At 63.3% G+C, this 21,650-nt stretch carries 19 protein-coding genes; 13 read left to right on the forward strand and 6 right to left on the reverse strand.

The genetic code is table 11. The features are described from left to right. Positions 1-24: 24 nt before the first annotated feature. Positions 25-933 (forward strand): LysR family transcriptional regulator, encoded by a 909-nt coding sequence (locus O1Y97_RS25620; RefSeq protein ID WP_268738133.1) that lies wholly within the window; start codon positions 25-27, stop codon positions 931-933. Positions 934-935: 2 nt separating this feature from the next. Here the strand turns inward: O1Y97_RS25620 and O1Y97_RS25625 are convergent, their stop codons facing one another. Continuing rightward, positions 936-2,558 (reverse strand): ABC-F family ATP-binding cassette domain-containing protein, encoded by a 1,623-nt coding sequence (locus O1Y97_RS25625; RefSeq protein WP_268738282.1) that lies wholly within the window; start codon positions 2,556-2,558, stop codon positions 936-938. Positions 2,559-2,752: 194 nt separating this feature from the next. Between O1Y97_RS25625 and O1Y97_RS25630 the strand changes: the two genes are divergently transcribed. Beyond that, a complete protein-coding gene (locus O1Y97_RS25630; RefSeq protein ID WP_108610254.1) occupies positions 2,753-3,136 on the forward strand; it encodes a YciI family protein in 384 nt (127 codons plus the stop codon). Between the two features lie 101 nt (positions 3,137-3,237). Continuing rightward, complete coding sequence (locus tag O1Y97_RS25635) at positions 3,238-4,029, forward strand: bestrophin-like domain (RefSeq protein WP_268738134.1); 792 nt, start codon at positions 3,238-3,240, stop codon at positions 4,027-4,029. A 17-nt stretch (positions 4,030-4,046) separates the two neighbouring features. Here O1Y97_RS25635 and O1Y97_RS25640 read toward each other — a convergent pair whose 3' ends face one another. Continuing rightward, positions 4,047-4,916: a LysR substrate-binding domain-containing protein gene (locus O1Y97_RS25640; protein ID WP_268738135.1), complete on the reverse strand. Its 870-nt coding sequence runs from the start codon at positions 4,914-4,916 to the stop codon at positions 4,047-4,049. 141 nt (positions 4,917-5,057) lie between these two features. Between O1Y97_RS25640 and O1Y97_RS25645 the strand changes: the two genes are divergently transcribed. The 8 genes from O1Y97_RS25645 to O1Y97_RS25680 all read left to right on the forward strand — a co-directional run bounded on the left by O1Y97_RS25645 (position 5,058) and on the right by O1Y97_RS25680 (position 16,311). Beyond that, entirely contained in the window at positions 5,058-6,725 is a 1,668-nt protein-coding gene (locus O1Y97_RS25645; RefSeq protein WP_268738136.1) for a Na/Pi cotransporter family protein, read from the forward strand. A gap of 120 nt (positions 6,726-6,845) precedes the next feature. Further along, positions 6,846-8,048 carry a 2-aminoethylphosphonate--pyruvate transaminase gene (locus O1Y97_RS25650; protein ID WP_268738137.1) on the forward strand — a complete coding sequence of 401 codons (1,203 nt, stop codon included), beginning with the start codon at positions 6,846-6,848 and terminating at the stop codon, positions 8,046-8,048. 31 nt (positions 8,049-8,079) lie between these two features. After that, the gene (gene phnA, locus O1Y97_RS25655; protein WP_268738138.1) at positions 8,080-9,336 is read left to right on the forward strand and encodes a phosphonoacetate hydrolase; all 1,257 of its coding nucleotides are present in this window, start codon (positions 8,080-8,082) and stop codon (positions 9,334-9,336) included. A 13-nt stretch (positions 9,337-9,349) separates the two neighbouring features. Beyond that, positions 9,350-10,807, forward strand: a complete 1,458-nt coding sequence (gene phnY, locus O1Y97_RS25660; RefSeq protein ID WP_268738139.1) for a phosphonoacetaldehyde dehydrogenase — start codon at positions 9,350-9,352, stop codon at positions 10,805-10,807. A 166-nt stretch (positions 10,808-10,973) separates the two neighbouring features. Beyond that, positions 10,974-11,810, forward strand: coding sequence for a DMT family transporter (locus O1Y97_RS25665; RefSeq protein ID WP_268738140.1), 837 nt, complete (start codon positions 10,974-10,976; stop codon positions 11,808-11,810). Positions 11,811-12,038: 228 nt separating this feature from the next. Beyond that, positions 12,039-13,061, forward strand: coding sequence for a putative 2-aminoethylphosphonate ABC transporter substrate-binding protein (locus O1Y97_RS25670; protein ID WP_268738141.1), 1,023 nt, complete (start codon positions 12,039-12,041; stop codon positions 13,059-13,061). Between the two features lie 72 nt (positions 13,062-13,133). Next, positions 13,134-14,297 (forward strand): putative 2-aminoethylphosphonate ABC transporter ATP-binding protein, encoded by a 1,164-nt coding sequence (locus O1Y97_RS25675; RefSeq protein WP_268738142.1) that lies wholly within the window; start codon positions 13,134-13,136, stop codon positions 14,295-14,297. Position 14,298: 1 nt separating this feature from the next. Further along, on the forward strand, positions 14,299-16,311 hold the full coding sequence (locus tag O1Y97_RS25680; protein WP_108610244.1) for a putative 2-aminoethylphosphonate ABC transporter permease subunit: 2,013 nt from the start codon (positions 14,299-14,301) through the stop codon (positions 16,309-16,311). A 3-nt stretch (positions 16,312-16,314) separates the two neighbouring features. On the opposite strand, the gene maiA is transcribed toward O1Y97_RS25680, so the two are convergent. Genes maiA through hmgA form a run of 3 tightly spaced genes read right to left on the reverse strand, consistent with a single transcriptional unit; the run spans position 16,315 to position 19,336 of the window. Next, positions 16,315-16,950: a maleylacetoacetate isomerase gene (maiA, locus tag O1Y97_RS25685; RefSeq protein WP_268738143.1), complete on the reverse strand. Its 636-nt coding sequence runs from the start codon at positions 16,948-16,950 to the stop codon at positions 16,315-16,317. Positions 16,951-16,956: 6 nt separating this feature from the next. Then, positions 16,957-17,973 carry a fumarylacetoacetate hydrolase family protein gene (locus tag O1Y97_RS25690; protein WP_268738144.1) on the reverse strand — a complete coding sequence of 339 codons (1,017 nt, stop codon included), beginning with the start codon at positions 17,971-17,973 and terminating at the stop codon, positions 16,957-16,959. Positions 17,974-17,986: 13 nt separating this feature from the next. Further along, the gene (hmgA, locus tag O1Y97_RS25695; RefSeq protein ID WP_268738145.1) at positions 17,987-19,336 is read right to left on the reverse strand and encodes a homogentisate 1,2-dioxygenase; all 1,350 of its coding nucleotides are present in this window, start codon (positions 19,334-19,336) and stop codon (positions 17,987-17,989) included. A gap of 84 nt (positions 19,337-19,420) precedes the next feature. Here hmgA and O1Y97_RS25700 point away from each other — a divergent pair, with 84 nt between their 5' ends. Beyond that, positions 19,421-19,864 (forward strand): MarR family winged helix-turn-helix transcriptional regulator, encoded by a 444-nt coding sequence (locus tag O1Y97_RS25700; RefSeq protein ID WP_183263977.1) that lies wholly within the window; start codon positions 19,421-19,423, stop codon positions 19,862-19,864. Between the two features lie 5 nt (positions 19,865-19,869). On the opposite strand, the gene O1Y97_RS25705 is transcribed toward O1Y97_RS25700, so the two are convergent. Continuing rightward, a complete protein-coding gene (locus O1Y97_RS25705; RefSeq protein WP_108610379.1) occupies positions 19,870-20,337 on the reverse strand; it encodes an Lrp/AsnC family transcriptional regulator in 468 nt (155 codons plus the stop codon). 125 nt (positions 20,338-20,462) lie between these two features. On the opposite strand from O1Y97_RS25705, the gene hppD reads away from it, so the two are divergent. Beyond that, positions 20,463-21,572, forward strand: coding sequence for a 4-hydroxyphenylpyruvate dioxygenase (gene hppD, locus O1Y97_RS25710; protein WP_108610239.1), 1,110 nt, complete (start codon positions 20,463-20,465; stop codon positions 21,570-21,572). Positions 21,573-21,650 lie beyond the last annotated feature (78 nt).

Raw genomic sequence — 21,650 nt, forward strand, 5'->3', positions numbered from 1 at the left:
CGCCGGCCGTGCTAGAAGGCAGGCATGGAAGACTGGAACGAACTTAGGCTTGTGCTGGCGGTGGCCCGCGCCGGCAGCCTCACTACGGCGGCCGGACTGCTCGGCATCGACCACTCGACGGTGTTTCGCCGGCTCAACGCGTTCGAGCAGCGGCAGGGAGTGCGCGTGTTCGAGCGCCTGCCTGGCGGTACATACCAACTGACACCGGCAGGCGAACGCATGGCCGCTGCCGCAGAGCGCATGGAAGATGAGGCGCTGGCGCTGGCGCGCGACATCGCCGGAGCCGATGGCCGACTGTCCGGGCGGCTGCGTGTCACCTCGTCGGAAACGCTCGCCTATTCCAGGCTGACGAAGCATCTGGCCGAATTCCGCGCCGCGCATCCCGGCATCGTCGTCGAACTCGCCATCGACAACCGCGTGCTCAGCCTGTCGCGCCGAGAAGCGGATGTCGCGCTGCGGCCGATCCGGCCGAAAGAGGGCGACCTCTGGGGCCGCAAGCTCGCAGGCGTCGCATGGACGTTCTTTGCCTCTCAAGCCTATCTCGACATCAATGGCGGCCCGATCGGCGAAGCTGCGGCGCTGGGCGCACATGCCTTGATCGGCTGGGAGGAGACCGCGGGCGGCATCATGGCCGCCGACTGGCTGGAACGGAACGTCGCGGCCGAGCGCTTCGTCTACCGCACCAACAGCCTGGTCAACCATTCGGTGGCAGCCAAGGCCGGCATCGGGCTTGCGCTGCTGCCCTGCTATCTCTGCGACAATGAGCCGGGCCTCGTGCGCGCGCTGGCCGAGCCCATCGAAGAGCTCTCCGGCGAGTTGTGGATCGTCACCCATCGGGATTTGAAGGGCACGGCTCGTGTCCGTGCTTTCTTCGACGTCGTCGGCGAAGGGCTGGCGCGCGAGCGCGACCTGTTCGAAGGCCGCGTCGCCTGACGTCAGTGCCTCAGGCCGGGCGCTTCCTGGCCGGTGCGCTCGACATATTCAACATAGCCGCCGCCATACTGGTGGACTCCGTCAGGCGTGATCTCCAGCACCCGGTTCGACAGGGCGGCAAGGAAATGGCGATCGTGCGAAACGAACAGCATGGTGCCTTCGTATTGCGCAAGCGCTGCGATCAGCATCTCCTTGGTGGCGATGTCCAGGTGGTTGGTCGGCTCGTCGAGCACCAAAAGGTTGGGCGGGTCGAACAGCATGATCGCCATCACCAGGCGCGCCTTTTCGCCACCTGACAGCACCCGGCACTTCTTTTCGATCTCGTCGCCGGAGAAGCCGAAGCAGCCGGCGAGCGCGCGCAACGGCGCCTGCCCCGCCTGCGGAAAGGTGTATTCCAGCTGCTCGAACACCGTGCGGTCGCCATCAAGCAGGTCCATGGCGTGCTGGGCGAAATACCCCATCTTGACGCTCGGGCCGCGGGCGACCGTGCCGTCGTCGGGCTCGGAGGCACCGGCAACCAGCTTCAGCAGCGTCGACTTGCCGGCGCCGTTGATGCCCATGATGCACCAGCGCTCCTTGCGGCGGACCTGGAAGTCCAGGCCTTCATAGATGCTGCGGCTGCCATAACGCTTGTGCACGTTCTTGAGCGTGACCACGTCCTCGCCCGAACGTGGCGCCGGCTGGAACTCGAAGGCCACCGTCTGGCGACGCTTGGGCGGCTCGACGCGATCGATCTTGTCGAGCTTCTTGACCCGGCTCTGTACCTGGGCTGCGTGGGAGGCGCGCGCCTTGAAGCGCTCGATGAACTTGATCTCCTTGGCCAGCATCGCCTGCTGGCGCTCAAATTGTGCCTGCTGCTGCTTGTCGGCAAGCTGACGCTGCTGTTCGTAGAATTCGTAGTCGCCGGAATAGGTGGTCAGCGAGCCGCCGTCGATCTCGATGATCTTGTTGACGATGCGGTTCATAAAGGCGCGGTCGTGCGAGGTCATCAGCAGCGCGCCGTCGTAGCCCTTGAGGAAGTCCTCCAGCCAGATCAGGCTTTCAAGGTCGAGATGGTTGGACGGTTCGTCGAGCAGCATCACGTCGGGCCGCATCAACAGGATGCGGGCGAGCGCCACGCGCATCTTCCAGCCGCCCGACAGCTTGCCGACGTCGCCGTCCATCATTTCCTGGGTGAAGCTCAGGCCGTCGAGCACCTCGCGGGCGCGGCCGTCGAGCGAATAGCCGTCCAGTTCCTCGTAGCGCGCCTGCACCTCGCCGTAGCGTTCGATGATGGCGTCCATCTCGTCGGCGCGGTCGGGGTCGACCATCGCCTCCTCGAGTTCGCGCATTTCGGCAGCGACCTCGCTCACCGGCCCGGCACCTTCCATGACCTCGGCGACCGCACTGCGGCCCGCCATTTCGCCGACATTCTGGTTGAAATAGCCGATGGTGATGCCGCGCTCGGTCGAGACTTGGCCTTCGTCGGGCAGTTCTTCGCCCTTGATCATGCGGAAAAGCGTCGTCTTGCCGGCGCCGTTGGGGCCGACGAGGCCGATCTTCTCCTGCTTCTGCAGCGTGGCCGAAGCCTCGATGAAAAGCAGCCGGTGGCTGTTCTGCTTGCTGATATTCTCGATGCGGATCATGGAAACCAAGGCCTGGGAGGGGGAGCTGCGGCGGCTTATGGCACGCGCGCGCGCCGAGCGCGAGAGCTCTCTGTCGGGGCATAGCAGCGCATGGGAAAATGGGCAGTCGGTCGCGGCGGCTTGCCCGCGGGCAGTCGAACCCAATACTGTGCCTCCCCGGAAACCGAGATATACAGACAAGGGAGAGGCAGCGCATGTTGTACGCAATCCTGGCATATCACGCCGAGGGCGTGGTCGAATCCTGGACCGAGGAGGAGGATGCGGCCCTGATGAAGGACCTGCTCGAGGTCAACGACCGCCTCGTCCGCGAGAAGCATCTGGGCCCGGCGGCGCGCCTGGGGCCGACGGAGAGCGCGGTGACAATCAGGGGAAAAGGGCTCGGCCTCGTCACCGACGGTCCCTTTGCCGAGACCAAGGAGCAGTTGCTCGGTTTCTACGTCGTGGACTATCCGACGATGGACGCGGCGGTTGCGGCAGCGCGCGAACTCCGCTCCGCCAACCCGACCGCCGTGTACGAAATCCGGCCGATTTCACTCTATCTCCCCGGCACCCCGATAGAGACACGAGAAGAGCACTAGGGCCCTTTGGACTTGCCGTGCTCCCCACTGGCATTGTGCCATCCAGCAGCGTGGGTTAGCCTCGGCTGAAGCCGACAGTCGGTCCCTCACCGTCCAGCACCATGGAAATCCTCTACGGGTTCGGGTTCCTGATACTGTTCATCGTCGCCGCCATTTGCGGGGTGGCGCTGCGCGTGCGCTTGCATGAAGACCACCTGTCGCAAGGCAACATGGATGCACTGCGGCTGGTGACGGGACTTCTCGTCACCTTTGCCGCACTGGTTCTCAGCCTGCAGCTGTCGACGGGGAAGCAGGCTTTCGACGCAGCCAACAAGGACCGTTCGCTCTATGCCGCAAGACTGGCCCGGCTCGACCAGTGCCTGCGCAATTTCGGCACCGAGATGGAGCCTGCAAGGCGGATTCTTCGCCAATACACCGCCGCCGTCATAGCCAGCACCTGGACGAGCGAGCCCGCGCCTGTCGTGGACGGCATGCCCGATATCAGCAAGATCGCCGCAAGCGGCGAAGACCAAGGCCTGAAGGCGCTCATCAACGAGGTTGGATTGATGGTGGACGGGCTGACGTCATCGGATGCCTTGCACACCAACATGGCTGCCAGGTGCCGCAACGATTACACCCTGGTGCAGGAGAGCCGCTGGGCGGTCATCGAGGATGCCAACGGCGTCTCCCGCGGTTCGTTCAGCCGTATCGTCAGCGTCTGGCTGGCGCTGGTATTCCTGAGCTTCGGGTTGCAGATTCCGCGTAAGATGCTGGGCGCCGTCGTGCTAACCATCGGCGTGGTGGCCGTCGCCAGCGTCATGTTCGTCATCATCGACCTCCACATCCCCTATGGCGGCATGTTCGGCATCACCAGCTCTGCGATGCGCGAGGCCCTGGCCGACATGACGAGATAGTCGGGACTGCCAGCCCGTCAGCCCGCAGCCATCGACCGGGCGATGTCGAGGAACACGCGCACCAGCTTGCCGCCGCTGCGCTCCTTGAGGCAGATCAGCGCCTCGTCCATCAGCATTTCGGGTGCATCGATGGGGATCTGCACCAGGCGCGCGTCCTGGCCGAACTCGGCCGCCGAGACGAAGCCTATGCCGGCGCCTGACGCCACGATCTCGCGCACCGCCTCGCGCCCCTCCGCCTCAATCGCCGGCTTGAATTCGAAGCCTTCTTTGGCGGCCAGGTCTTCCAGCTTGGCCCTGGTCTTCGAGCCACGCTCGCGCATGACCAGCGGCAGTAGCGACAGTTCGTGCAGCGACAGCGACTTGGCCGAGGCGAGTGGATGGTCGGTGGAAACGAACGCCACGATCGGCGTCGAGTTGAGGTTCACCACCTCGAAATCGCGCCCGGTCGGGATTTCGCCGAGCACGCCGATGTCGGCCTCGTAGCTGTAGAGGCTGGAGATCACCGTCTCGGTATTGCCGGCACGAACCGAAACCTGGATGCCGGGATATTTCTGCCGGAATTGGCCGAGAATGTGCAGTAGGTGATGGGCGGCGTCGGCGACGATGCGCAATGTGCCCGAACGCAGCGCGCGCGATTCCGACAGCAGTTCCAGCGCCTGCTGCTCGGTGTCGAACATCCGTCGCGTGATCTCGAGCAGTTGCTGGCCTGCAGCCGTCGGCGTCACCTGCTTCTTATGGCGGTTGAAGAGCAAAACATCGTATTCTTCCTCGAGCTTGCGCACCTGGTCGGAGATCGCCGGCTGGGTAAGAAACAGCGTCTCGGCAGCGCGCGAAAAGCCGCCGCAAATCGCGACATAGTGGAATGCTCGAAGCTGTACGTAGCGCATACTCGTTTCCTGACGTCAGGGCAGAATAGCAATAAACTCAGCCAATACAAATATCGAAACTAACGATTTGATTTATGTTCACAACGGCCGAGGATAGGGCAAGCGCCACAGCTGCGCGCTTGCAATCGGAGGCTCGCGGCCATGCAATTCATGTTCATCCTGCTGCAACTGGCAGGCGCCATCATGCTGCTTTTATGGGCCGTGCGCATGGTGCGCACAGGCGTCGAACGCGCGCATGGCGCAGTGCTGCGCGAAGCGCTGCGCGGTGCGACCAGGGAGCGGGTGCGGGCAGCAACCGCAGGCACCGTGCTCGCCGTCATGCTGCAGAGCGCCACCGCCGTGGCAGTGCTCGCCTCAGGCTTTGCTGCGACCGGCGTGATGACCGTCTCAGGCGGGCTCGCGGTGATGCTCGGTGCCGACGTCGGCTCGGCGCTGGTGGTCCAGGCGCTGTCCTTCGATCTCAGTTGGCTGGTGCCGCTGCTGCTCTTTGCCGGCGCAACGCTGTTCCTCAAGGTCGAGGCGCGCATCGTCAAGCAGACCGGACGCACGCTGCTCGGCATCGCCTTCATCCTGATCTCGCTGCGCATGGTCGGCGAAGCGACGGCGCCGATGCGCCATAGCGCGCTTCTGCCGATGGCGGTCGATTATCTACGCAGCGATCCGGTCACCGCCTTTGGCGCCGCCGCCCTGTTCACCTGGCTGGTCCACTCCAGCGTCGCTTCGGTGCTGCTGTTCATGTCGATGGCGGCGCAAGGCGTGCTGCCGGCCGAGGTGGCGCTGCCGATGATCCTCGGCGTCAATCTCGGCGCCGGCCTCGTCGCCGTCGGGCTGACTCGCGGCCAGGCCATCGATGCCCGACGCATCCCCGTTGGCAACCTGATCTTCCGCGCCACAGCTGCAGTCGCGATCCTGGTTGCCCTGCAACTGGTGGAACTGCCGATGGCCTGGTTCGGCGAAAGCGCCGCGCGCCAAGTGGTCAACATGCACCTAGCCTTCAACCTTGCTCTGCTGGTCCTGTGCCTGCCCTTCACCGGCCCGATGGAGCGGCTGGTCCGGCTCATCCTGCCGGACGCGCCAGCCGGGCAGGAAAGCTTCGACCTGATGTCACGCCGTACAAGTGCGCTCGACAGGACAGTCATCAAGATGCCGAGCGTGGCTCTCGCCTGTGCCACGCGCGAGGTGCTGCGCATGGCCGAGGTGGTGGAGATCATGCTGCGTCCGGTGATGGATCTTTTCGAATCCGGCGACCGGGCGCGTGTCGACCAGGTGCGCAAGCTCGACGACGAGGTCAACCGCGCCCACACCGACATCAAGCTCTACATTGCCGAGGTCAACCGCGGGACGATGACCCAAGAGGAGGCGCGGCGCGGCATCGAGCTCACCGACCTTGCCATCAATCTCGAGCATGCCGGCGACATCATCGCCAAGAACCTGCTCGTGCTGGCCGAGGAGAAGAGCGACAAGAGGCTGAGCTTTTCCCGGGAGGGCTGGTCGGAACTGACCGCCCTGCACGACCGGGTGCTGGCAAACATGCAGATCGCCATGAACGTGCTGGTATCCGGCGATCTCGAGGCGGCGCGCCAGCTGGTGGTCGAGAAGGAGCGCATGCGCAGGCTCGAACGCGACAGCCACGAACGCCATCTCAAGCGCCTGCAGTCGGGCACGCCGCAAAGCATCGAGACCAGCGACATCCATCTCGAGGCGGTGCGGGCGCTGAAGGAGTTCAATTCTCTGCTGGTGTCGGTCGCCTATCCGATCCTGACCCAGAGTGGCGACCTGCTGGAAAGCAGGCTTGCCAGGACCGCCTGACGGTTGTCGATTATCATCGCTTCAGCTTATCGAAGAATACAAAATAACGATTTTACATATGGATCGAAGAGACCCAAGGTGAGGTCGAACCAAACATCTGAAGACGGCGAGGAGAAAGAAATGCTGTCCGAACACAAGCTTGCAGCCGCAGCCCCCTTCCCTGCCCCGGCGCTGGGCGAGCCCTATTTGCTGACCCCGGGTCCGCTGACGACCTCCTACGCCGTCAAGCAGGCAATGCTGCGCGACTGGGGCTCGTGGGACGGCGACTTCAGGGCGATGACGGCCGAGATGCGCCAGCGGCTTCTTGCCATGCTCGGCGACGGAAACGGCGAATTCGACTGCGTGCCGATGCAGGGCAGCGGCAGCTTCTCCGTCGAGGCGATGCTCGGTTCCTTCGTGCCGCGGGATGGCAAGGCGCTGGTTCTGGTCAACGGCGCCTACGGCCAGCGCATCGTCCAGACGCTCGGCTATCTCGGCCGCGACCATGTCGCCATCGACAAGGGCGACTACATGCCGCCACGCGGCGATGAAGTGGCCGCAGCGCTCGACGCCGATCCGGCCATCAGCCACGTCATCCTGGTCCACTGCGAGACCAGTTCAGGTATCCTCAATCCGGTCGCCGAAATCTCCGAAACCGTCTACGCCAAGGGCCGCAAGTTCCTCGTCGACTCGATGAGCGCGTTTGGCGCGATCCCGCTCAACGTCAGCGAGATCCGCTACGAGGCGATGGTGTCTTCGGCCAACAAATGCATCGAAGGCGTGCCCGGCTTCGGCTTCATCATCGCCCGCAAGAGCGAGCTTGAAGCCGCCAAGGGCCGCAGCCACTCGCTCAGCCTCGACGTGCACGCCCAGTGGGCGCACATGAACAAGACCGGCCAGTGGCGCTACACGCCGCCGACGCATGTGGTCGCGGCCTTCCTCGAGGCGCTGCGCCAGCACGAGGCCGAAGGCGGCGTCGCCGGTCGCGGCGCCCGCTATATCAGAAACCGCGATGTCATGGTTTCAGGCATGCGCGAGCTCGGCTTCGAGACGCTGCTCAAGGACCGCTGGCTGTCGCCGATCATCGTCACATTCTTCAACCCGGCCCATCCGGACTTCGCCTTCGACCGCTTCTACGAGCTGATGAAGGAAAAGGGCTTCATCATCTATCCGGGCAAGCTGACCGTTGTGGACAGCTTCCGCGTCGGTTGCATCGGGCGGATGGACGAACACGTCATGCGCAAGGTGGTGGAAGCCGCCGGACAGTCGCTGCACGAAATGGGCGTCGACACCGCGGCTCCCCCGGCCGCCGCAATTGCCGAGCGCGCCAAGCTCGCCGCCTGATAACAAGAAGATTACAAAGGACCCTCCCCCCATGAACAAGATGACCACGATCAACGTCAGCGCCAACGGCCGCAATTACGAATGGCCGCGCGTGCCGGCGATTGCCATCTGCCTCGACGGCTGCGAGCCGGCCTATCTCGACGAGGCGGTCAAGGCCGGCCTGATGCCCTCGCTCGAAAGGATCCGCGCCAAGGGCACCGAGCGCACCGCCCACAGCGTCATCCCGAGCTTCACCAACCCCAACAATCTGTCGATCGCCACCGGCCGTCCGCCGGCCGTGCACGGCATCTGCGGCAACTATCTCTACGAGCGCGAGACCGGCAAGGAAGTGATGATGAACGACCCGCGCTTCTTGCGCGCGCCGACCGTCTTCCAGGCCTTCTACGACGCCGGCGCCCGCGTGGCCGTGGTCACCGCCAAGGACAAGCTGCGCGCCCTGCTCGGCAGCGGCCTGAAGTTTGACGACGGCCGCGCCATCTGCTTCTCGTCGGAAAAATCCGACGTTTCGACCAAGACCGAGCACGGCATCGACAACGCGTCGGCCTGGCTCGGCAAGCCGGTGCCGGAAGTCTATTCGGCCGAGCTGTCGGAGTTCGTCTTCGCCGCCGGCGTCAAGCTGTTGAAGGAATTCAAGCCTGACGTGATGTATTTGACCACCACCGACTACGTGCAGCACAAGTACGCGCCCGGCGTGCCGCAGGCCAACGCCTTCTACGAGATGTTCGACAAGTATCTCGGCGAACTCGACGCACTCGGTGCGGCAATCGTCATTACCGCCGACCACGGCATGAAGCCCAAGCACAAGGCCGACGGCACCCCTGACGTTGTCTATGTCCAGGACCTGCTCGACGAGTGGCTGGGCAAGGACGCCGCTCGCGTCATCCTGCCGATCACCGATCCTTATGTCGTCCACCACGGCGCGCTCGGCTCGTTCGCCACCGCCTACCTGCCCGAGGGTGCCGACCAGGCCGACATCATGAAGCGCCTCGCCGCTATCGAAGGCATCGACGTGGTGATCGACAATGCCACCGCCTGCGAACGCTTCGAACTGCCGTCGGACCGCATCGGCGACATCGTGCTGGTGTCCACCGAAAACAAGACCATCGGCACCAGCGAACATCGCCACGATCTGGCGGCACTGAACGAACCGCTGCGCTCGCATGGCGGTCTGACCGAACAGGCTGTACCCTTCATCGTCAACCGCAAGCTGCCGACGCTCCCCAACGAGCCGGTTCTGCGCAACTTCGATGCGTTCCACTATGCCGCCATGGCGGCGGCGCTGGCGTGAGGGAGGACCTGTGATGGTCAAGGCTGAAACAACCTTCAAGGTGCGCCACGAGCCGATGCGCATCGCCGGACGCAAGGTCGACGCCGATGGCGTCGTCAACGTCCACTACCCCTACACCAATGCGGTGATCGGCACAGTGCCGGCGGGGCGTGCCGAGCACGCCCGCCAGGCGTTCGACATCGCAGCCAACTACCGCTCGAAGCTGACACGCTACGAGCGCCAGCAGATCCTGTTCCGCACGGCCGAGGCACTTGCCGCGCGTAAGGAGGAGATCTCCGACGTCATCACGCTGGAGCTCGGCATCTCCAAGGCCGACTCGCTCTACGAGGTCGGTCGTGCCTATGACGTGTTCACTCTGTCGGCGCAGATGTGCATCCAGGACGACGGCCAGATCTTCTCCTGCGACCTGACCCCGCACGGCAAGGCGCGGAAAATCTTCACCACGCGCGAGCCGCTGAAGGCGATCTCGGCGATCACCCCCTTCAACCATCCGCTCAACATGGTTTCGCACAAGGTGGCGCCGGCGATCGCCACCAACAACTGTGTGGTGGTCAAGCCGACTGAGCTGACGCCGATGACGGCGCTGATCCTCGCCGACATCCTCTATGAAGCCGGCCTACCGCCGGAGATGCTGTCGGTGGTGACAGGCATGCCGGCCGACATCGGTGCCGAGATGATCACCAACGAGAATATCGAACTGATTACGTTCACCGGCGGTGTGCCGGTGGGCAAGCTGATCGCCCGCACCGCCGGCTACAAGCGCCAGGTGCTGGAGCTCGGCGGCAACGATCCGCTGATCATCCTCAACGACCTCTCCGACGACGATCTCGCCAAGGCGGCCGATCTGGCGGTCGCGGGTGCCACCAAGAACTCGGGTCAGCGCTGCACCGCGGTCAAGCGCATCCTGTGCCAGGAAAGTGTCGCCGACCGTTTCGTCCCGATGGTGCTCGAGCGGGCCAAGAAGATCAGGTTCGGCGACCCGATGGACCGGACGACCGATCTCGGCACCGTGGTCCACGAGAAGGCAGCGGCACTGTTCGAAAACCGCGTCTACATGGCCGCCGAGCAAGGTGCCGAAGTGCTCTACGACCCCGGCCGCAAGGGCGCGCTGTTGCCGCCGATCGTCGTCGATCGCGTGCCGCACACCTCGGAACTGGTCATGGAAGAGACCTTCGGGCCGATCATCCCGATCGTACGCGCTCCAGACAATGACGACGAACTGATCGCGCTGTCCAACTCCACCGCCTTCGGCCTTTCATCGGGTGTCTGCACCAACGATTTCCGACGCATGCAGAAATACATCGCGGGCCTGCAGGTCGGCACGGTGAATATCTGGGAAGTCCCGGGATATCGCATCGAGATGTCGCCATTTGGCGGGATCAAGGATAGCGGCAACGGCTACAAGGAAGGCGTCATTGAAGCGATGAAGAGCTTCACCAACGTCAAGACCTTCTCTTTGCCCTGGGCCTGAGCCACTTGTCTTAAGCCGGCAAATCAGATGAGTGTCGATGAGGGGGCGTTCGCGCTCCCTCATTTGCGTGGAGGGGAAATGCTGCTGCCGACTTCCAGGAAGCGTCGCCTGACCAGGGCCTCGCCTCGATCCCTTCTTCCCCTGACCGCCCTGACAGCCTGAACGCATGTCCGGCTTTGCCCTTACCATCGTCCTGATCGCGGCATTCCTGCACGCCAGCTGGAATGCCGTGGTCAAGGCGGCGACCGATCGCGCTGTCGTTCTCGCCGCCGTCTCGGCCACCCATGCCACGCTCGGCACGGTGCTGGTCTTGTCGGCGCCGTCACCATCGATGGAAAGCTGGATCTACATCTTGCTTTCCACCGTCATCCACTACGGCTACTACGTCTTCCTGTTCCAGTCCTACCGGCTCGGCGACTTGAGCCAGGTCTATCCCATCGCGCGGGGATTGGCTCCGGCCCTTGTCGCCTTCGGCGCCTATGTGATGATCGGCGAGACGCTGCCGCCGCTGGGCTGGGCTGGGCTTGCTGCCGTCACCTTCGGGATCGCTTTCCTCGCCTTCCAGCGCGGTGCAGCGAATGCCGATCCGCGTGCCGTGGGCGCCGCGGCCATCAACGGCATGCTGATCGCGTCTTATTCGGTCATCGACGGCATCGGTGTGCGCCTGTCCGACAGTCCGTTCGGCTATATGGGCTGGCTGTTCCTGCTCGAATTCCCGGTCACGTTGTTCGTGCTTTTCCGCCGGCGCGGCGCCATCCGGATCATCGATCGCCGCACGATCGGGCTCGGGCTGATCGGCGGGCTCGGTGCGGTCACGGCCTATGGACTTGTCATCTACGCCAAGACCATTGCCCCCTTGGGAGCAGTCTCCGCCGTACGTGAATCGAGCGTCATCATCGCTGCGCTGATCGGCCTCTTCATCTTCGGCGAGAGGCCATGGCAGGCACGTATCGTTTCGGCTGTGATCGTCGCCTGTGGCGTCGTTGCCCTGGCTTTTTCCTGACTGTTTCATCTCCCGGCAACCGCCCGGTCATATGCCTGTTACACAGGCATTCAGATCATAAGCTGAGACTACAGTATCATAAAAAGAATAGATTTTACTTATTGACCCCTCGTTCCCAGTATCAGCCTTGGACGAGGCGCAATCGGGGCAATCGCGGCACGCGCATCCCGGCTCAAACCTCTCCCAATCAGAACGTGCCTAAGCGATTCAAATGGGAGCCAGATATCCATGAACCAGAAGAAAAACTTCGTGCTTGCTGCTGTTGCCACCATGCTGATGTCCTCGGCTGCCTGGGCGGAGACCGAGCTTACCGTCTACACGGCGATCGAGGCCGAGGACCTCAAGCGTTACGCCGAGACGTTCAACCAGGACCACCCCGACATCAAGCTCAACTTCATCCGCGACTCGACCGGTGTCATCACCGCCAAGCTGCTGGCCGAGAAGGACAATCCGCAGGCTGACGTGGTCTGGGGTCTCGCCGCCACCTCGCTTCTGGTTCTCAAGTCCGAAGGCATGCTGGAAGCCTATGCGCCCAAAGGCGCCGACCAGTTGAAGCCCAATTTCGTCGACACCGACACCCCGCCAAGCTGGGTCGGCATGGATGCCTGGGCGGCATCGATCTGCTTCAACACCGTCGAGGGCCAGAAGCTCGGCCTGACCGCGCCGAAGAGCTGGAAGGACCTCACCAAGCCTGAATACAAGGGCCATGTCGTGATGCCGAACCCGGCTTCGTCGGGCACCGGCTATCTCGACGTCTCGAGCTGGCTGCAGCTATTCGGCGAGAAGGATGGCTGGACCTATATGGACGGCCTGCACCAGAATGTCGCCGCCTACACCCATTCCGGCTCCAAGCCATGCAAGATGGCAGCCGCCGGCGAGACGGTGATCGGCATCTCCTTCGAATTCCGCGCCGCTAAGTCGAAAGCCGAAGGCGCACCTATCGACATCATCATCCCGGAAGAAGGTATCGGCTGGGACATGGAGGCGTCGGCCATCGTCGCAGGCACTGCCAAGGAGGAAGCCGCCAAGACGTTGCTCGACTGGTCGGTCTCGAAGAAGGCCAATGAGATGTACAATGTCGGCTATGCGGTCGTGGCCATGCCCGGCGTCGCCAAGCCGGTGCCGCACCTGCCCGCCGACATCGAAGGCAAGATGATCAAGAACGACTTCGAATGGGCAGCCAACAACCGAAACACCATCCTCGAGGAATGGACCAAGCGCTACGACTCGAAGTCCGAGCCGAAGAGCTGACATAGCCGCCTCGACAGGCGGGCGCTGCCTAGTGCAGCGCCCGCGCCCTTGCCCCCAATCCGGATGGTTACGATGAGACACGAAACCCTCGCCGGGCAGCCGCGAATTCCGACTGAAGTGAGCGCCATGACCGCCGCCAGCCTGAACGTGAAGCCAGCCTATCTCAAGATCGCAAACGTCTGGAAAGCCTTCGGCGACTTCCATGCGCTGAAGGACATATCGCTCGACATCAGGGAGGGCGAGTTCGTCTGCTTCCTCGGCCCATCGGGCTGCGGCAAGACCACGCTTCTGCGCGCGGTTGCCGGCCTCGACCTGCAGACGCGCGGCGCGATCCATCAAGGTGGCAAGGACGTTTCCGCGCTGCCGCCGTCGCAGCGCGACTACGGCATCGTCTTCCAGTCCTACGCGCTGTTTCCCAACCTGACGATCGCCAAGAACATCGCCTTCGGCCTCGAAAACACCAAGCGCCCGCGCGCCGAAATCGACAGCCGCGTCACCGAACTCCTCAAGCTCGTCGGCCTGGCCGACCAGGGCAACAAATACCCCGCGCAGCTTTCCGGCGGACAGCAGCAGCGCATTGCGCTCGCACGCGCCATTGCCATCTCGCCCGGCCTGCTGCTGCTCGACGAGCCGCTGTCGGCGCTCGATGCCAAGGTGCGCACCCATCTGCGCCACGAGATCAAGGAACTGCAGCGCAAGCTCGGCGTCACCACCATCATGGTCACCCACGACCAGGAAGAAGCACTGTCGATGGCCGACCGCATCGTGGTGATGAACCATGGCGTCATCGAGCAGATCGGCACGCCGACAGAGATCTACCGCCACCCGGCGACGCTGTTCGTCGCCGACTTCATCGGCGAGGCCAACAAGTTCGAGGCGAAGGCGGCCAATGGTGCCGCCGTCGGCTTCGGCGCGGCAAGCTTCAGCTGCACGCAGCACGGCTTCGATGACGGCGCGCCCGTCATCGCCGCGATCCGTCCGGAGGACGTCATCCCCCATGCCATCAACTCGCTTGCCAATGGCGCTGCCACCAACGCCATCGACGTCACCATCAGCGAGATGGAGTTTCTGGGCTCGTTCTGGCGGACCCGGCTGCACGGACACGCGCTCGGCAACGAAACGCTGATCGCAGACTTCTCCATCAATGCCGCCCGCCGCCTGTCTCTGACGGAAGGCGTGCAGCTTACCGTCGAGCTGCCGGCCGAGAGGCTGCTGATCTACCCCCGGGGCGCCTGACATGGCGATGACAATCGACACCGCCCTGCCAGCCGGCCGCGCGCTCAGGCTCAGGCTCGACCGTGACGAATTGATCAAGCGCGGTCTGATGGTCGTGATCGCGCTCTATCTCGTGGTCGCCCTGGCGGCCCCGCTCGCGATCATGCTGTCCAAGTCGTTCTCGACCTACAGCTTCGACCTCGCCAGGTTCGAGTTCCAAGTCTCCGACAAGGACGGCAACTGGAGTGAGCCGACCACGGCCGAGGCGCTGAACAAGGCACTCAATGCAGTGCCCCCGGCCAAGCTCGCCACCAATTCGGACGGCCGCCTCCAGGCGACCAGCTTCTTCCCGGACTTCAGCTTCCGCAGCCCGGTGAAATACAAGATCCGCGGCACGACTACCGACGCTGCATATCTCATCGGCCTCAAGCTGCAATCGGGCACGGAATGGCAGGAACTGACGTCCAATGATTTCCGCCGCGTGATGCTGCGGCCGTCGCGGGCGCTAGGCCTCGAGAACTACGTTGCCTATTTCTCGACTCCGACTTTGTTCCGCTCTATCGAGAACTCGGTCTTCATCGCCTTCATCAGCACCATCGTCACCGTCGGGCTCGCCTTCGGTTTCGCCTATGCACTCAACCGCAGCTGCATGCGCTTCAAGGATGCCTTCAAGCTGGTAGCAATGGTGCCGATCCTGGTACCGTCGTTACTGCCCGGCATTGCGCTGATCTACCTCTTCGGCAATCAAGGCCTGCTCAAGGATCTCTTGATGGGCGTGCCGATCTACGGGCCGCTCGGCATTGTCGTCGGTTCGGTTTTCTTTGCATTTCCGCACGCCATGCTCATCATATCGACAGCGCTGGCAATCTCCGACCAGCGCCACTACGAGGCGGCAGCTTCGCTCAGGGCCAGCAGCTGGCGCACATTCTGGACCGTCACCATCCCCGGTGCGCGCTACGGCCTGATCTCGGCGGCCTTTGTCGTGTTCACGCTTGTCATCACCGATTTCGGCCTGCCCAAGGTCATCGGCGGCCAGTACAACGTGCTTGCCGTCGACATCTACAAGCAGGTCATCGGCCAGCAGAATTTCGAGATGGGCGCTGTCGTCTCAGTCATCCTGCTCGTTCCGGCCATCGCCGCCTTCATCGTCGACCGCATGGTGACGAAGAAGCAGGTGGCGTTGCTGTCGGCCCGCTCGGTGCCCTACCAGCCCAATCCGAACCGCGGCTTCGACACGCTGTGCTTTGCCTGGTGCTCGCTTGTCGCCATCTTCATCCTCGGCATCATGGTGACCAGCCAGTTCGCAGCGTTGGTAAAGCTCTGGCCCTATGACCTCAGCCTCAGCCTCAAGCACTTCGCCTTCGACCGCATGGACGGCGGCGGCTGGGGCTCCTACTACAACTCGATCCGGCTGGCCGCGCTGACGGCGGTCATCGGCACGGTCATCATCTTTGTCGGAGCCTACATGGTCGAAAAGACCGACGGCTTCCGCAGCGGGCGCACGGCGTTCCAGTTCCTGGCCATGCTGCCCATGGCGGTGCCGGGCATGGTGCTGGGCCTCGCCTACATCTTCTTCTTCAATGACCCGGCCAACCCGCTGCACGCCATCTACGGAACCATGACCATCCTGGTGGTCTGCACCATCACCCACTTCTATACCGTGGGGCATCTGACGGCCCTGACGGCACTCAAGCAGATCGACCAGGAATTCGAGCCAGTGGCCGCGTCGCTCAAGCAGCCCTTCTACAAGCTGTTTGCCCGCGTCACCGTTCCGGTCTGCCTGCCGGCGATCCTCGACATCTCGATCTACATGTTCGTCAATGCCATGACGACCGTGTCGGCAGTGGTGTTCCTCTATTCGAAGGATACGACACTGGCGTCCGTCGCCGTGCTCAACATGGACGACGCAGGCGACGTGGCGCCGGCGGCCGCGATGGCGATGATGATCTTCTATACCAACGCGGCGGCTCGCCTGATCCACATGTTCCTGTCCAAGGCGCTGATCAAGCGCACCCAAGCGTGGCGGATGCGGTAGGAGCTACGGCTTGACCCGGTCGGGATGGGCCTTGGCGAAAGCGCCAAGTTGCTCGCACCGACCGGCGATCTCAAGCACGCGCGGCATCGCCGACAGGTCGACACTCCAACGGCGAGCATTGTAGACCTGCGGCGCCAGGCAGAAGTCAGCCATGCCAGGTGTGTCGCCATGGCAAAACTTGCCGGTCGCTGGATGGTTGAGCAACGTCTCGAAGGCGGCCATGCCATCCCCGATGAACTTCTGCATCCAGGCATCGCGTGCAGCCTCACCATCAATCGCAACCCGCATCAGCTCGGCGACTACGCCGGTGTTGCAGACCGCGTGGATTTCCATGGCGATCGCATAAGACAGTTGCCGCACGCGCTGGCGCCCGACCGGGTCGGGGGGCAGGAAGCCGGCAGCCCGTGTCTCGTCGAGATATTCGATGATGGCCAGCGACTGGGTGAAGGCATGGCCGTCTATATCCAGCACCGGCACCAGCCCTTGCGGGTTGCGCGCCAGATGGAGAGCCGATTTCTGGTCCTTCGCCAATAGATCGACGGACACCGAACGAAATTCCTCGCCCAGCATGTTGAGCGCGATACGAACACGATAGCTGGCCGATGAGCGCCAGTAGTCGAACAGCACGGTCTCGCTCATGACGGCTCAAGCCTTTTCGTATTTCTCGACAGTCTGCTCGATGGCACCGAAGATCGAGTGACCCGAACGGTCATGCATCTCGATGCGGACCTGGTCGCCGAACTTCAGGAACGGCGTCTTGGGCCCACCCGTCTCGATCGTCTCGATGGTCCTGATCTCTGCAATGCAGGAATAGCCCGCGCCGCCTTCGGTGACCGGCTTGCCCGGCCCGCCGTCGAGCTTGTTGGATACCGTGCCCGAGCCGATGATCGTGCCTGCTACCAGCGGTCGCGTCTTGGCCGCATGGGCGACGAGCTGGCCAAAATCGAAGGTCATGTCGACGCCGGCATTGGCCCGGCCGAACGGCTTGCCATTGATGCTGGCCAAAAGCGGCAGATGCAGCTTGCCGCCGTCCCAGGCATCGCCCAGCTCATCTGGCGAGACTGCGACAGGCGAAAACGTCGTCGAGGGCTTGGACTGGAAGAAGCCGAAACCCTTGGCCAGTTCGGCCGGGATCAGGCCGCGCAGCGACACGTCGTTGACCAGCATGACAAGCCGGATGGCATCGCGTGCCTCTTCAACCGAAGCGCCCATTGCCACGTCGTCGACGATGACGGCGACCTCGCCTTCGAGGTCGATGCCCCAGGCTTCGTCGGCCATGACGATCGGATCGCGCGGGCCGAGGAACGAATCCGAGCCGCCCTGATAGATCAGGGGATCGGTCCAGAAACTTGCCGGCATCTCGGCGCCCCGTGCCTTCCGCACCAGCTCGACATGGTTCACATAGGCAGACCCGTCGGCCCACTGATAGGCACGCGGCAAGGGCGAAGCTGCATCATGCTCGTGGAAGCGCATGGTCGGCTGGCTGCCTGTCTCGATGCCTTCGGCGACATTGGCGAGGCGCGGCCCGACATGAGCCCAGTCGTCGAGCGCTGCCTGCAGCGTGCGGGCGATGTGGCCGACCTCGGAACAGCGGGTCAGGTCTTTCGAGACGACGACAAGCCTGCCATCGCGAGTGGAGTCTTTCAGCGTCGCGAGTTTCATGGTGTTCCCGTCTTCACTTGATGCCTGGCGTGCCGTCGAACTTGCGCTCGAGACCATCCCAGCAATCGATGTAGTTGTCCTGCAATGTTTCCAGCTCGGCGGCGAATTTCGTCAGCTGCTGGGGAAAGCGCGTCTCGAACATGAAGGCCATGGTGTGGTCGAGCTTGACCGGCTTGAGTTCGCCGTTCGACGCCTTCTCGAAACCCATGGCGTCGGGCCCATGCGGCAGCATCATGTTGTGCAGGCTCATGCCGCCGGGCACGAAGCCCTCCTCCTTGGCGTCGTACTGGCCATAGATCAGCCCCATGAACTCGCTCATGATGTTGCGGTGATACCAGGGCGGGCGGAAGCTGTGCTCGGCGACCAGCCAGCGCGGCGGGAAGATGACGAAGTCGACATTGGCCGTGCCCGCCTCTTCGGTCGGCGCGGTCAGCACGGTGAAGATCGACGGGTCGGGATGGTCGAAGAGGATCGCGCCGACCGGCGAGAAGGTCCGCAGGTCATACTTGAACGGCGCGTAGTTTCCGTGCCAGGCGACGACGTCGAGCGGCGAGTGGCCGATCTCCGTGACATGGAACTTGCCGCACCATTTGACCAGCACGCGGCAAGGCGTTTCCTTGTCCTCATAGGCAGCCGTCGGCGTCTTGAAGTCGCGCGGGTTGGCGAGGCAGTTGGCGCCGATCGGGCCGCGGTCGGGCATCGTGAACTTGGCACCGTAATTCTCGCAAATGTAGCCGCGCCGCGGCTCACCGTCGCCGAGGCGCGAGACCTTGAACATCATGCCGCGCGGGATCAGGCAGATCTCCGACGGCTCGACGTCGATGATGCCCATTTCGGTAAAGATGCGGATCGCTCCGACCTCCGGCACGATCAGCAATTCGCCGTCGGCATTGAAGAAATAGTCGTCGACCATGTCGTCGTTGAAGGCATAGACATGCGCCGCCATGCCGACCTGGGTCATCGCATCGCCCGCCGTCGTCATGGTGCGTATGCCCTGGATGAAGTTGAGCTTGTCCTTGGGCTCAGGCAGCGGTCCCCAGCGAAGCTGGCCGAGCGCCAGCGAATGATCGTCGAGGCAAGGTGCGGTCTTCCAGTGCGGGTAGCTGCCGGCCGAGAACCGCTTGGTGTGGCGCACGCTCGGGCGGATGCGGTAGAGCCAGGAGCGCTCGTTGGTGCCGCGCGGCGCGGTAAACGGCGAGCCTGACAGCTGCTCGGCGTAAAGCCCGTAATTGCATTTCTGCGGGCTGTTCTGGCCCTGCGGCAAAGCGCCCGGCAGCGCCTCGGTCTCGAAGTCGTTGCCGAAGCCGGGCATGTATTTCAAGTCCGTGGCGGCCCCCGCCTGCTTGTCGGTTTTGTCCAGCATGGCTTGCACCTCCCGTCAGCACATGAGATCGTCGAATTGGTTGCAATTGTAACCGTTGATTTTGTAACTATCAAAGGCTGTTCGATGCCTCCGTCCTTCGATCTCGAGAGCTTCCTGCCCTATCGGCTGAACCGCGCCGCCGAGTTGATCAGCCTGAGCTTCGCACGCGAATACAAGCAGCGCTACCAGATGACCCGTCCGGAATGGCGTACGCTCGCCGCACTCGGCAGCGCCGGGCGGATGACGGCGACAGAGGTCGGGGCGCATTCCAACATGCACAAGACGAAGGTCAGCCGTGCCGTGCGCGAACTGGAACAGCGGCGCTGGCTGAAACGGACGGAAGACGATGCCGACCGCCGGGTGGAGCACCTGGAACTGACTGCCGCCGGCCTCAAGGCCTATCGCGAGATCGCCGACCTCGCGCGCACCTATCAGGCGAGCCTCGAACAGGTACTCGGCGCCGGCGCCATCGAGCGCATCGAAGCAGGACTGGCAGATGTCGAGCGGGCGTTGTTGGCGAAGACCTAACTGATTTACCCGATCGGCAGCCCGCCGAAGCTCTTCAATGTCGTGAGCACGATCGACGTCTTGACGTGCTGGACCGCGTCATGCGGCAACAGCACCTCGTTGACGAAGCGCGACAGGTCGGAAAGCCCGCGAACCACTACCTGCAAGTGGTAGTCCATCTCGCCGGTCAGCGAATAGGCCTCCAGCACTTCCGGCAGATCGTTGACCAGTTGCGCGAAGCGCCGCGCGTTGTCTCGATTATGGGTCGCCAGCGTCACAGCCACCACCACCAGCAAATCCAGCCCCAGCTTCTCGCGGTCCAGCATGGCCTGGTAGCCGCGGATGAAGCCGTCGGCCTCCAGCCGAGCACGGCGGCGTGAGCACTGCGACGCCGACAGCGCGATCTTTTCCGAAAGCTCGTTATTGGTCAGCCGGCCATCGCGCTGCAGTTCGCGCAGGATCTTGAGGTCGAACTGGTCGAGACCGTCAGCCATTGCATGATTCTCCCGCTTCATGCGCGTTTCGCGCATAGATCGGCCCATACGGCGTCAGAATGCAAGCACATTGCATCGAAATGGGAGCACAATATGCGTCAGTCAGTTTCCGAGGAGGAGTTTCCATGGGTCCGTTTCCGCACGACGCGCCGCCTGCCAAGATCAGCGCCGACAACCCTGCCGGCACCGACGGCTTCGAATTCGTCGAATTCGCCCATCCCGAGCCCGAGAAGCTGGAAGAGCTTTTCACCCGCATGGGCTATCAGCCGGTCGCCCGTCACAAGGCGAAAAAGATCACCGTCTGGCGCCAGGGCGACATCAACTACATCGTCAACGCCGAGCCCGGCAGCCACGCCATGCGCTTCGTCGACGAGCACGGCCCGTGTGCTGCCTCGATGGCTTGGCGCGTGGTCGATGCCAAGCACGCCTTCAACCACGCGGTGTCGAAGGGTGCCGTGCCCTACACCGACAACGACAAGGCGCTCGACGTACCGGCCATCGTCGGCATCGGCGGCTCGCTGCTCTATTTCGTCGACAAATATGGTGCCAAGGGCTCGGCCTATGCGGCGGAATTCGACTGGCTCGGCGAGGCCGATCCGAAGCCGGAGGGCGTTGGCTTCTACTTCCTCGACCACCTGACCCACAATGTCTATCGCGGCAACATGGACAAGTGGTGGGACTTCTACCGCGAGCTGTTCGGCTTCAAGCAAATCCACTTCTTCAACATCGACGGCCGCATCACCGGCCTCGTCAGCCGCGCCATCACCTCGCCCTGCGGCAAGATCCGCATCCCGCTGAACGAGTCCAAGGACGACACCAGCCAGATCGAGGAATATCTGAGGAAGTACAAGGGCGAAGGCATCCAGCACATCGCAGTGGGCAGCGACGACATCTATGCCGCCACCGACAGGATCGCCGACAAGGGCCTGAAGTTCATGCCCGGCCCGCCCGACACCTATTACGAGAAGTCGCGCAACCGCGTGCACGGTCATGACGAGCCGATCGAAAGCATGAAGAAGCACGGCATCCTGATCGACGGCGAAGGCGTGGTCGACGGCGGCACGACCAAGATCCTGCTGCAGATCTTCTCCAAGACCGTGATCGGGCCGATCTTCTTCGAGTTCATCCAGCGCAAGGGCGACGAGGGCTTCGGCGAAGGCAACTTCCGCGCGCTGTTTGAATCCATCGAGGAAGACCAGATCCGTCGCGGCGTGATCTCGCAGACCGCCGCCTGACAGGCAATTTCACGCAGGGCCTCTGTTGGGGCGGATTGCTCGCCGGGCAATCCGCCCCTTTTTCGTTTTTGATCGCCA

The sequence above is a fragment of the Aminobacter niigataensis genome (assembly GCF_946995915.1).
Taxonomy (GTDB): domain Bacteria; phylum Pseudomonadota; class Alphaproteobacteria; order Rhizobiales; family Rhizobiaceae; genus Aminobacter; species Aminobacter niigataensis.